Annotated in this window: 8 protein-coding genes; 5 read left to right on the forward strand and 3 right to left on the reverse strand. The window is 69.8% G+C overall.

The window, feature by feature from the left end; translation table 11 throughout:
• The first annotated feature begins 83 nt into the window (after positions 1–83).
• The 4 genes from ACFYYF_RS39190 (at position 84) to ACFYYF_RS39205 (ending at position 4,941) form a co-directional block, all read left to right on the forward strand.
• Positions 84–1,781 carry a hypothetical protein gene (locus ACFYYF_RS39190; protein ID WP_388783692.1) on the forward strand — a complete coding sequence of 566 codons (1,698 nt, stop codon included), beginning with the start codon at positions 84–86 and terminating at the stop codon, positions 1,779–1,781.
• Positions 1,778–2,338 carry a hypothetical protein gene (locus ACFYYF_RS39195; protein ID WP_388783694.1) on the forward strand — a complete coding sequence of 187 codons (561 nt, stop codon included), beginning with the start codon at positions 1,778–1,780 and terminating at the stop codon, positions 2,336–2,338. The genes ACFYYF_RS39190 and ACFYYF_RS39195 overlap by 4 nt, the downstream gene beginning before the upstream one ends.
• A complete protein-coding gene (locus ACFYYF_RS39200; RefSeq protein ID WP_388783697.1) occupies positions 2,335–4,392 on the forward strand; it encodes an Hsp70 family protein in 2,058 nt (685 codons plus the stop codon). The genes ACFYYF_RS39195 and ACFYYF_RS39200 overlap by 4 nt, the downstream gene beginning before the upstream one ends.
• Positions 4,393–4,539: 147 nt before the next feature.
• Positions 4,540–4,941 (forward strand): hypothetical protein, encoded by a 402-nt coding sequence (locus ACFYYF_RS39205; protein ID WP_388783747.1) that lies wholly within the window; start codon positions 4,540–4,542, stop codon positions 4,939–4,941.
• Between the two features lie 39 nt (positions 4,942–4,980).
• On the opposite strand, the gene ACFYYF_RS39210 is transcribed toward ACFYYF_RS39205, so the two are convergent.
• The 3 genes from ACFYYF_RS39210 to ACFYYF_RS39220 all read right to left on the reverse strand — a co-directional run bounded on the left by ACFYYF_RS39210 (position 4,981) and on the right by ACFYYF_RS39220 (position 9,497).
• On the reverse strand, positions 4,981–6,651 hold the full coding sequence (locus ACFYYF_RS39210) for a protein kinase (RefSeq protein ID WP_388783700.1): 1,671 nt from the start codon (positions 6,649–6,651) through the stop codon (positions 4,981–4,983).
• Positions 6,652–6,717: 66 nt separating this feature from the next.
• Positions 6,718–8,442, reverse strand: coding sequence for an aromatic amino acid ammonia-lyase (locus tag ACFYYF_RS39215; protein WP_388783703.1), 1,725 nt, complete (start codon positions 8,440–8,442; stop codon positions 6,718–6,720).
• Between the two features lie 110 nt (positions 8,443–8,552).
• A complete protein-coding gene (locus ACFYYF_RS39220; protein ID WP_388783750.1) occupies positions 8,553–9,497 on the reverse strand; it encodes a glycine betaine ABC transporter substrate-binding protein in 945 nt (314 codons plus the stop codon).
• 359 nt (positions 9,498–9,856) lie between these two features.
• Between ACFYYF_RS39220 and ACFYYF_RS39225 the strand changes: the two genes are divergently transcribed.
• Positions 9,857–12,418 carry an ATP-binding protein gene (locus ACFYYF_RS39225; RefSeq protein ID WP_388783706.1) on the forward strand — a complete coding sequence of 854 codons (2,562 nt, stop codon included), beginning with the start codon at positions 9,857–9,859 and terminating at the stop codon, positions 12,416–12,418.
• Positions 12,419–12,420 lie beyond the last annotated feature (2 nt).

Consider the following 12,420-nt stretch of genomic DNA (forward strand, 5'->3'; position numbering starts at 1 on the left):
GGAAGCGGGCGACGAGGCATCTCCGGGACGGGAGCGGTTGGGTCGTCGGACGGCACGGTCGTATGCGAGCAGTGCGAGGACAGATGAAGTACGAGAACGGGACGGTTCCGGGTGAGGGGCCTGAGGCGTCCTCGTCGCGGGCGGAACTGGTCGAGGCCTGGCGCGAACAACGTCGTGCGCGACGGCTTCAGACGGCGAAGACCGGAGCGGACACCGAGAGCGGTCCAGACGGATTCGCCCTGCGCCGTTGGCGAAGGGCCGGAGTGTTCGGTGCCGAAGCCGTGCCCCGAGTGGAACGGCTCCTGAAGGACCTCCTGGATGCCGAACCCGGCGACGGCGCCGCACCTGACTGGGCCGTGCGGACCGTGCGGCAGTGCCTGGACGGCGATCCCGTCGCGCAACTCCCCGCTGCGGTACGCGCCGTGCTCGAAAGGGTCGGGGAAGGTCACACTGTCACCGTGATGGAGGTGATCCACGACGCGGGGCTGCCCTGGCTCACGCCGGTCGGTCAGCAACGCTTGGACCACCTGCTGGGTTCAGGTCCGGAACTCCTGGAGCACGATGCTCTTCCGACCGTGACCGAGGACGTGTCAGGAGCGTTCATGCTTCAGTACGCCATGCGTCATGCGGATCTCGTCACCCTTCCGTCGACTGTTCGTGGCCGGATCCTGCCCTGGGCGCCGCTCGGTACGGTCGACGACCTGCTGGAAGCAGGCTTGGTCACTCCTGACAGCACCCCCTGGAATCTGCGCTCCGACGATTACGACCGTTGCTACCTGCTGGCCCGGCTCGCCCCTGAACAAGTGGAACCGCTCACCGCATCCGCCATCGGCTGGCAACAGCCGGTCCAGAGGCAGCGATTCCTCGAGGGCGAGGACGTCGACTGCGAGGAAGGAAGCACCTACGACCTTCTGCACCGCGCAGCCGAAGGGGACACCGGCGTGCTCAAGGAGCTCGAGCAGCACCTGTCTCGCCCTCTGGTCCTGAGACTGCGGCGCGTTCAGGACGGTGCCCTCACCGGTAACTGGGATCCCGACGTCCTCGAAGACCGGGGCCTGTGGCGGCTGATGGCCACCCTTTGGGAACCCAAAGCGGCGGTCAGTCCCGGCCGAGGTCCCTTCCACGCCCTGATGGCACTGCGTCATGCCTACGACGTGATCTGCGCCGGTGACTTCAAGAAGGCCCGTGCTCAGGTGGCCAAGCTCGCAGCTCACGAGGAGGGTGACCCGCACCATCGCGCAGAGTCACTGAACATGCGAGCGTACCTCGCGTTGCTGGAGGAGGATACGGACAGCGCGTTGATCGCGCTTTCGAGCATCCCCGACCCTCCTCCGCTGGTCGAGGCCAACATGGAACTGGTCAGGCGGCGTCGGGCGACCCCGCGGAACGACCGGCCCCACCCGTCCAACCCCTTCCTCGAACTCGGGCTGCCCAACGGCTCCGAAGTCTGGAAACAGCGTTACCGCGACCTCCGCCGTACATATGTAGACGAACGCGACGAAGCGGCCCGGATCAACCGGGCGATGCGCCGCATCCAGCAGGCCGAACGGGATGAGGACTGGTCCGGCTTTTTCGCTTTGCCCTTGGAGGACCGCTCCTTCGATCTGCCTGACGGCCCACCCCTGACGCTGGTGCCTCCGGTCGCCCCCATGCCCAGGCGGACAGTGCCGGAAAACCCCGCCGACTTCGAGGTCGTTCGCCGCCAGGCCGTCGCCGACCTGCTTCCCACCCTTCTCAATGCGCCCCGGCGCCCGGATCATCAGCACAGGACGTCAGAATGAGCAAGCCCAGGCACTGGTCCAACCAGACCGATTCGCAAGGCTTTCGCCAACGAGGAGCGAAGGGAAGATCCATCACGCCTGAACTTCTTATGTACAGGCCGGAGGAACTGCTGGATCCCGGCGAGCTTCTGAAGCGCTTCAAGGACAGCGCCGGCCGCCTGCTCGACGCTATTCCCGACGAAGACCAACCCAAGCAGTCCGAGGTGTTGGCCGCTCTGAGACAAGGTGTGCTCGAGGCATTCCGCACCCGGGAAGAGCACTTGGCCCGGATGGTGGAGAGCGATCTCGAAGCACGGGGTTCGGGCAATCGGATGAGTACGCTGAAGTGGCAGGTCTCTATCCGGAAAGCCCTCCTCGGGCTCGGCGTGCGCGTCGTCGAGACGCCTGACGAACAGGAGCTGTTCGTGGTCGTCGAGGGCGAAGGCGACGCATTCGAGATTGTTCGCCCGGCCTACCTGGACCAGGCCACGAACAAACTGATTCTGGTCGGACAGCTGCGCCGCGTTGTCGGCTCGACAGACTGCGACAGCACAGCTGAAGGGGAGGCGAAGGCATGACCGCGACGGGCATCGACTTCGGCACCACCAACTCCGTTGTGGCTCAGTGGCAGGCGGACGATGTCGAGGTACTGCCGCTGGACGCGCACCATTTGGACGCGGACTGGCGCCACCCGGGCTTCGAGCTGCTTTTCCCCTCGGTCGTAGGGATGAGTTCCCTGCGTAGAGGGCCGCTCTTCGGCTGGGAGGCGAAGCTGCGCTCGGAGGAGGCCGCCGAGGCTTGCAAGCGTCTGCTCAAGAGTGACGAGTACGTCACTGTGCAAGGAAGGCGTTTCGCCGCCACGACCGTCGCCGCTGGTGTCTTCACAGCTATGAAGGATGGTGCGCGCCACAATCTTACGGACATCGACCGAGCCGTCATCACCGTTCCCGCTAACGCCACCGGCGCGGCTCGCTACCGGACTCGCGCCGCTGCGCGGTTTGCCGGCATCGAGGTGCAGGCCCTGCTCAACGAGCCGACGGCGGCGGCCATTTCGTACGTGCACGACATGCGTGAGGACATGCAGATCCTCGTCTTCGACTGGGGCGGTGGCACGATCGATGTCACGGTCCTGGACTACGAGGACGGATTCTTCGAAGAGCGCGCTTCGCGCGGTGTGACCGAGCTCGGCGGCCTGGAGATCGACCGGCGGCTGCGCAAGCTGGTCCTGGACCGGGCGCCGGCGCGCAAGGAGTGGACCACGGCTCAGGAACGGCAGTTCCGCCTCGATGTGGAGCGTAGCAAGATCCTTCTATCCTCCCAGCCCTCCGTGACGATCAGAACCCCGGACGGTCGGGAAGTGGACATCTTCCAGGGGGAGTTGGAGGAGGCGATTACCGATCTCGTCGATCGTGCTCTGGCCCCTCTCGAGGAGTGTCTCAGAGATCTGCACATGGCGCCGCTGGACGTGGACGACGTCCTCATGATCGGTGGCACGAGCCAGATTCCGAGTGTTCGTGCCGCGGTGGCGGAAGCACTTCAGATGGAACCCGTGCCCGCGCATCTGTGCGACCCGATGACCGCGGTGGCGCGTGGCGCGTCGATCGCGGCAGCCGTTCTGGCCAAAGAGACATCCGGGGTCATTCAGGTCGCCAACAGTCACGCGCTGGGCACGGTGGTCAAGGACACGACGGGCCGCCGGCGGTTCAGTGAGATCATCCCCCGCAACTCACCCCTGCCTTGGAGCGAGCGGAAGAGCTATACCCCCACTCGAGATCACGAGCGGAAGCTCACCGTGGAGATCTGGGAAGGAGACCCCGACAAGGAGCTCTCCGACTCCGATAACGTCCAGCTGACCGAGTTGACCCTGCAATACCCGACACCCCGTGCCCGTGAAGAGTCGCGGTTCGACCTGGAGTACACGTACGACTCGGACGGGCTGCTGCACGTGAAGGCCACCCTGGAGCACACAGGTGAGGTCGTGGTGGACGAGGAGGTGAAGAGCTTCGGTTCCGGCGGGCCGACTCCCGAGGTGCGCAGGGAACTGGACGACCTTCTGGCGACCAATCTCGCTCCGTCCCCTCTGCTCATGTCCAATACGACGAGTGGCGGAGTGCAGTCCACGGTCACTCGTTCTCGCGTCGGTGATTCCGAGCCGGGGGACGACGTGCACACCCTCGTGGTCGATGGATCCAATCTGGCCTGGATCGGGCACTCGCCCAGTCGGCCCGGTGTCTACGAAACGGACGACCGCCCGAGTTACGCACAACTTGTCGAGGCCCGCGAGGCGCTTGCGAAGAAGTATCCGGATGCCGACATCCACCTGGTCGTGGACGCGAGTTTCCGGCACAAGGTCTCGGAGGCGGAGCGGGCGGAGGTGATTTCCGCGCTCAGCAAGGGAGACATCGTTCAGCCCCCGGCCGGAACCGAGGGCAAGGGGGACGCACTGGTGGTCGCCATCGCGGACGAGTCGTCCGCGGTCATCGTCACGAACGACAACTACATCGAATTGCAGCGTCGTTATCCCTGGTTGCGTGAGAGTGGGCGGGTCCTGGGGGCCACGTACACAAAGCGGTCGTGGACCTTCCTTCCGCGGACCTGCGTGGCACCGCGGAGAAAGGGCCGAGTTGCGTGACACCTCGCTTCGGATCCGGCCCTTCTTCGTGGCCGCCTGGAGCCCGTCGCCTTGACGGCGGCCGTTGGCGATACGGGGCGGTGGGGGTGGAGTCGTGAGTCGCTGGTGATCGGGGGCCCGGCGTGGGATCGTTTCGCGGTGACCGACATGGCTTCCGGAACGACCGCGTCGGGGCGGCCCGACGACCGCCTGCCGTCCGTTCTGCGTTTCACGACGGAGATCGTGGCCTGGGTGGCGACCCCCTGGGCGCTGTCCGACCGTTCGTGGCTGCTCGCGGTGGCGTCCGTGGTGCTGCTCATCGGTCTGCCGACGGTCTTCTCGACGCCCGGGGACAAGGCCAACGTCGTCGTTCCGGTGCCCGGTTGGGTGACGGTGCTGCTGGTGCTGCTCCAACTGGTCGCGGCGGTGGTGTTCTCGTGGCTCGCCTGGCCCGCCTGGGCGGCGATCCCGGCCACCGCGCTGGCCGCCGCGACCTGTGTGACGGAGCGGGAGCGCTGGAAGTGGCTGCTGACCCGGCCCAGGAACGGCACAGGAGGCCCGGGAGCCTGAACCCCCGCCCGGACGGCGCCCGTTCCCGACCGAGCGAGGTCAGTCGCTCGCGCCGAAGTGGCTGCCGGTGATCTCGCCGTCGTCCGTCTCCGCCGCGGCGACGCAGCGGAACACCCGTAGTCCCTCGGCCCATTGCGGGGCGGTCGGCGGCAGGACGTCGACGTCCCAGTGGGTGCCGTCGGAACGGCTCGCGGACATGAGGGAGTCCCGCATCACCCGCTGGGAACACAGCGCCCTGACGTCGGGATGCTTGACGAGGTCCCTCGCGTTGTAGGTCATCCCGTCCTTGGGCAGCGGGGCGATGGCGAAGGTCTGCCACACGTGCGAGACATGGCAGTCGGCGCCGCTGACGGTGATCGTCCCCGAGATGTCGGTGATGCCGCTCCAGCACTCGGGGCTCGTGACACAGCGGCCGCCCACGCCCCCGACGCCCGCGGCGGGGCAGTCGCTTCGGGTGGTCCGTACGCCACCGAAGGCCGTACCACCCTGGGGCGAGGCCTTGCCCGAGGTGCCCGGTGCCGGTGAGTCGCCCACGGACGAGCCGGGGCCGTCGGGCGACCCGTACTCGTTGACCACCCAGGTGACGGACACGCTGACCGAGATCATGACGGCCGCCAGCACGCCGATCAGGACCGGACGCCGCCGAGAACCCCCGCGGTTCGCCGGCTCCGTCACCGTGCTCGCCCCTCCACCGCCGGTGGAGGAGCCGTCCGGACGGCCCGGGCCCGGAGACGGTCGGTCCGAGGGTGGTAGGTCCGTAGAAGGCCGGTCGGCAGGCGATGGGTGAACCGTGGCCGGCGGGGTCCAGGAAGGGGGAGGCGCGTCGCCGTGGGCGGGGATGGTGGCGGCCGTCCCCGGCGCCGGCCCGAAGACACTCCGGGCGGCGCTGTCGACGTCGACGGCGGCCAGGGCGTCCCGCAATGCCCGCGCGTCTTGTGTCCGGGAGCCCGGATCCGTCTCCAGGGCCGCCCTCAGTGCTGCGTTGAGGGAGCCCGGCACGCCCGGCAGGTCGGTGTAGGGCCAGGTGTGCCGGACGATGAGCTCCGCGAGACTGAGCTGGGTGCCGTCGTCCGGGTGGTGCGGTGGGCGGCCCCGCAGGAGCGCGTAGAGCGTGGCGGCGAGCGAGTAGACGTCGCCCGTCGTCGTGGGTTCGGCCAGGTGGAAGGCCTCCGGCGGCGCGTACGCCGGAGTCAGCGCCTCGCGCGTCACCGACAGTTCCCGGCCGGGCCTCGGCATGGCGGCCAGTCCGAAGTCGGTGAGGGCGGCCCCGCCGTACCGGTTGACCATGATGTTGCCCGGCTTGATGTCGCGGTGCAGCACCCCGGCGGCGTGCGCCGCGGCCAGCGCGTCGGCGATGCCGAGCCCGATGTCCCGGGCCTCCTTGACGGCGAGCGGGCCGTCGCGGTGCAGGCGGTCGCCGAGCGAGCCGCCCGGACACAGCTCCATGACCATGTACGGGCGGTCGTCGCCGAGGACACCCGCGTCGTACACCGGGACCACGTGCGGATGTCCGGACAACCGGCCCGCGGCCGTGACCTCGCGCAGGAAACGCTGCCGGTCGCGCTCCGTGGCCAGGACCCTGCTGTCGACCTTCAGCGCGACGTCCCGGCCCACCGCCGTCTGACGGGCCCGGTAGACCGTGGCGAACCCGCCTCGGCCGAGGACCTCCTGGATCTCGTACCCGGAGAGTTCCACGTGCTCGTACCGCATGGTGCCGTCATCCCCCAACGCACAGCCCGCCCGCGGCGGAATGTCCGACCGGGGGCCGCGCCGACTCTAGCCCAGTCGTTCGGGTGCTTCCTCTTCGTCGGTGAGTTCGGCGAAGCCGTCGAGCAGGGCCGCCGCCACGGTCACGTCGTCGCTGAGGGGGCGGTCCCTCATGTCCGGGTCGAGTGCCGCCGCCGCGCGCAGGTAGGCCCGGCCCGCCGGGGTGCCGGGCGCGGGCGGCGTGCCGCGCTGCCGCAACGCCCGGACGGCGGCGACGAGTTCGCAGGCCAGGACCAGCCGGTACGCCTTCGCGGCGCGCAGCGTCTTGCGCGCCGCCTGGGTCGCGAAGGTCGCCGCCTCCTCCACGCCCTGGGACAGCACGACATGCCCGAGCGAGGCCGGGGTGGCGCACGCCTGCATCTCGGCGAGGGCGGAGGCGGCGCCGTACTCCAGGATCATCATTCCGGACCCGGCCGAGGAGGCGTCGGCCAAGTAGGAGCGACGGCCGGTCAGTTCGGGTCGCCCGAGGGCGGACAGCCGGGCCGCCGAGAGCCGGGCCGTGCCGAGCGCGGCGAGGCCCAGCCGGTCGAGCGCGAGGGCGAGCGGCGCGGTGAAGAAGCCCCCGTGATGCCGGGCGACCGGAGTGCCCGTGGCCTCGTCCCAGCCGATGAAGGGGTTCTCGGTGGCGGCGTTGAGGTCGATGGACAGCACCCGCTCCAGATCGGACCACGCCTCCATCGCGGGGCCGTGAGCCTGCGGGAAGCACCGGAAGCCGAAGGGGTCCTGTACCCGGGTCGGCACGCCGCCCGACGGCACCGGTACACCTGCGGCCGTTGCTGTCCCCGTGCCCGCTTCCGCACGTGTGCCCGCACCGTCCCCGGCTCCGGCCACCGCGCCGAGCAGCCACCGGACGCGGGCCGCCACCCGGGCGACCCACGGGTGCCCATGGGCCGCGTGGACCTCCGGTGCGTACGGTTCGAGCGAGCCGTCCACGGCGTGCAGGGCGAGCGAGGCCACGACGGGCGCGGCGCGCAGCGGTGTCCCGAGGTCGTGCCAGGCGAGCGCGGATTCTCCGAGGGTGAGGGCGTTGCTGCTCATCAGGGCCAGCGCGTCCCCGCGGCGCAGCGGAAGGGGCTCGGGAAGGGGATGACCGGCCAACGGTCCGTCGAGCAGGGGGCTTTCGGGCAGCCACGTGTCATGGCCGAAGAGCACGAGCCCCAGTCGGGCCAGCGCGGTCAGGTCACCGGTGCCCACGGACCCGTACTCGGGAACCCGGGGATGCGCTCCCGCCCGCAGGGCCCGTGCGAGGGCCGTGGCGATCTCGGGACCCAACCCCGACCCTGCGGCGAGGAGTTGATTGACCCGTACCACCATCATCGCGCGGACGTGGCGGGCGGGCAGCGCCTCGCCCACCCCGCCCGCGTGGCTCAGCAGGAGCCGCAGATCGTGGCCCGCGCCGTCGTGTTCCTCGACGGCCAGACCCCGGTGCGCTCCCACGCCGGTGCTGCGTCCGTAGACACGGGCGCCCTCCGCGGCCAGCCGATGGGCCGCCCGCCGGGTGCGTTCCATCGCCTCGAGCGCGACGGGGCTCAGGGAAGGCGGCGGCGCCCCGTCGGCGACCCGGGCCACCATCGCGGCACCGAGGCCGGTGCCGTCGAGGACGGCACCGGTCGGTGCGCCACCGGTCGGTGCGCCACCGGTCGGTGCGTAACCGATCGGCGCGGTCCCGGCGGGCGGGTTGTCGGGGGCCGGGGCTCCGGGAACCGGGGCGGCCTCGGCCGTGCGCTCGAGCATGACGGACTTCACTCCTCAGCCGTACACCGTGACCGTCGTCGTCGAGGGGCCGGGCCGGGAGGACTGCCTCCCGGCCCGAGGCGCCCGTCGTCCGGCCGCCGGCAGCGGCGTCAGCTCAGTCCCGCGGAGGCCAGCCAGTTCTTGGCGACGTCCAGCGGGTCCTTGTTGCCGTCCTGCACCTCGCTGTTGAGCTTCACCAGGGTTTCGGTGTCGAGCTTCGACGAGACGTCGTTGAGGACGGAGACTCCGGCCGCCGGAAGAGCGCTCTTGTATGTCAGCGGAGTTACATTCTCGAATCCGAAAAGATTCTTGGTGTCCTGTAGCACGACAAACTTGTTCTTGCTGATTCCGGGGTCCGTCGTGAAGATGTCCGCGGCCTGGATGCTGTTCCCCTTCAGGGCCGCCACGGTGAGCGGGCCGCCCGCGTCCAGTGCCTTGAAACTCTTGAAATCGAGACCGTATACGGACTTCAGGCCCTTCAGGCCCTGCTGCCGGGTCTGGAACTCGGGCGAGCCGCCGACGACCAGGTCCTTCGCCGCGTCGGCGAGGTCGCTGATGGACGACTTCTCGGTGAGGTTGTACTTCTTGGCCGTCGCCTCGTTCAGGGCGATCGCGTCCTTGTCCTGGGCCTCGGACGGCTCCAGCAGCGAGAGCTTCGGGTCGAGCTTGGCGGAGATGGCCTGGCTGGTCTCGTCGACGGACGTCGGCGCGGCCTTGGCGTCCAGGTAGGCGAGCAGTGCGCCGTTGTACTCCGGAAGGACCGTGATGGTGCCGTTCTTGATCAGTCCGTACGTGGTCTCGCGGCTGCCGATGTTCAGCTTGTAACTGACCTTGATTCCCTTGGACTTGAGCGCTTCGCCGTAGATGTCGGCGAGCAGGATGCTCTCGGGGAAGTTGTTGGAGCCGACCACGACCGTACCGGCCTTGGCGGCGTCGCCCTTCAACGGGTCCTTGTTGCCCGAGTCGTCGGAGGAACCGCAGCCCGTCAGCGCGGCGGCGGCCACAACCAGCAGGGATACAGCGGAGGTTGCGGAGGTACGAGTGCTTCTGGCGATGGTCACTTGTTCATCCAGACTTGGCAATCGGCGGGGCGTCGGTGGCTGGTGGGCTCGGGTGACGGAACCTGACGATCCAATCGAGCCGCCTCAACTACCGTCAAGACACGAATAGATCACTACTGATGGGGACCGCGCAGCTTCAGCCCGTAGGCGCAACGTGACTGAAACATGAGCGAACCAGGCTTCTTCGCGTGCCACTTTTCGGTTGATCATGGCCGTACTCTGACGGCAGCCGCTAGTGTTGGCCGCGTCGAGGGCCCCCTTCCACTTGTCGGCCCGATCGCGCTGCTCGTGACCATTGATCCACGCAAGCCTGCCATTGGGCTGCCAACGGGGAATGAAGTCAAGGAGGTTGGGTGCCCGCGCACAGAAAGGCCGCCTCGGGGCAGCCGTCCACTGCTCTCGGGACCGGCCGGACACCATCTCTGCTGGACCGCTGGCCTTTCCGCCGCAAACTCAATGTCCTGGTGATCGTGCCGCTGGCCGTCATCTCCGTGATGCTCGCCTATGTCGTCTCCGGAGAAATCGGCAAGGCACGGTCCGCCGCCGACACCGCCCAGCTCGTCCGCGACAGCACGCAGGTGACGAAACTCATCGACGCCGTGCAGACCGAGCACCGGCAGGCACTGCTGGTCTCGCTGCGCTACGAGGCCGCCGGTTCGGGGAAGGGGAAGGACGCCCCGGACACCGCCGCCTATCTGGCGGCCCAGGACAAGGTCGGCGCCCGCATCGCGGCCGTCCGCACCGCCTACGGCGACCGGCTGCCCGAAGGCGAGGCGCAGGCGCTGAAGGAACTCGAGGGCCTGGACAGCCTCCGTACGACCGTCGAAGAGGGCCCCATCCCCGCCGACAACATCGACCCGGCCTACGGATCGGTGATCGAGGGGCTGATCGACGGCCTCGGCCTCGGCCGCTCGGGCAGCGAGTCCTCCGCGTCCGCCGGCAATCTGCTCGACGCCCTGCTGCGCGCCGACACCGCCCACGCCTCCTTCGAGACCAGCGTCTTCGCCGCCCGCACCCGTGACGCCAACGCGCTCATCGAGTTCACCGGCGCCGTCGGCGACTACGACCAGTACACCTACCAGGCCGAGCGGTTCACCCGGTTCGCCGGACCGGAGCAGGGCACCGACCTCGCCGAGATCGAGCACAGCCCGTACCAGAGCGTCATCACCCAGCACTGGGCGGCGCTCCAGGTCGACACCGGAGCGCTGGTCGCCGAGAACGCGACCCAGCTGCGGGCCGCGCTCGACGAGGCACTGCGCGCCGACCCCACCTACGAGCGGCAGGCCGAGAACCGGCTGAAGATCGTCCAGTCGCTGATCGGCGGGATCGCGGAGAAGGCCCAGTCCGCGTCGAACGCCGCCTGGTGGCGGGTGGTCTGGCTGGTCGCCGGCATCCTGGCCGCCTTCACCGCCTGGCTCGCCTTCTCCGTACTCACCCGGCGCTCCGTGGTGCGGACCGTGCGCACGCTCACGGCGGCGGCCCAGCACGTGGCCGGCGCCGCCAAGAGCGAACTCGCCCGGGTCGCGGACGACGACGCCGACGACGCTGGCCCGCCGCGCCTGGAGGCCGTTCCCGTGCCGGTGCGCGACGAGATCGGTGAACTGGCCGAAGCCTTCAACCAGGTTCAGGTCACCGCGAGCGCGCTGCTGGAACGCCAGGTCGTCAGCCGGCGCAACATCGCCGAGATGTTCGGCAACGTCGGCCGCCGGGTCAGCAACCTGACGGCCCGCCAACTCGCCCTGATCGACTCCGTGGAGCGCGGCGAGACCGACCCCGAGGTGCTGGACCGGCTCTACCGCATCGACCACATCGCCGTCCGCCTGCAGCGCAACGCCGACAGCCTCATGCTGCTCGCCGGGATCAGCGAGACCGGCCTGAACACCGAACCGATGCGGCTCAGCAACATCGTGCGCGCCGCGCTCGGCCAGATCGAGGGCTACCAGCGCGTCACCCCGCACGCCGAGGGCGATGTCAACGTCGTCCCCGACATCGTCGGCGACCTGACCCTGATGCTCGCCGAACTCCTGGAGAACGCCGTGATGTTCTCCCCGGCGACCAGCGGCGTCGAGGTCGTCCTGCGGCCCCGTCACCAGGGCGGCGGAGCCCTCGTGGAGATCATCGACCACGGTCTCGGCATGAGCCCCGAGCGGCTGGAGCAGGAGAACGCCCGGCTGATCAGGCGCGAGCGCCTCGACCTGGCGCCGACGGAGGTGCTCGGCCTGTTCGTGGTCGGCGGCCTGTCCCGGCGCTGGGGCATCGAGGTCGCCCTGTCCCGTACCCCCGGCGGCGGTGTCACCGCCACCGTCGCGGTGCCCGCGGCCCACCTCGTGCCCGGCAACCAGATCTCCGCCCCCGCGCGGGCCCCGCGCATGCAGCCGCCGCCGCGCCGTTCCGGCCCCAGCGAGCCGCGTCAGGCGCGGATCGAGGCGCCGACCGGACCCGCCGGCCTGCCGCGCAGGGTCCCCTCCTGGTCCCGGACCGCCGAATCCCCCGGCCACGCACGCCGTTCGGAGGCGACGGACACCGGCACCGAGCGCGCGGCGACGCACGGCGGCGCCCGCCCCGGCAGCGGAGCCGACCCGGCACCCACCGGCCCGGCGCGGGCCGGCGAGGCCGGCCCGCTGCGCCGGCGGGTGCGCGGGGCGACCCTGTCGGCCGGCACCGCGGCGAGCCGGCTGCCCCGGCCCACGGAACCCCCCACCCACCGCAGGCCGCCCTCCTGGCAGCCCACGGACGCCGAGGCAGCGCGCTCCGAACTCGACGAGTTCGAGGCCGCCGTCCTGCGGGCCGAGCGCGAGAGCGCGGCCGAGGACCGAGAGACCGTCGTGACCCGGCCGGGCGGCAGACCCGGCGGCCCGGCCGGGACCGACACCCAGAACAGAAGACCCTCTTCCCCGGAAGGCATGAGCACGTGACC

Origin of the sequence: Streptomyces sp. NPDC001914, from assembly GCF_042891215.1 — a bacterium.
In the GTDB taxonomy this organism is placed as follows: domain Bacteria; phylum Actinomycetota; class Actinomycetes; order Streptomycetales; family Streptomycetaceae; genus Streptomyces.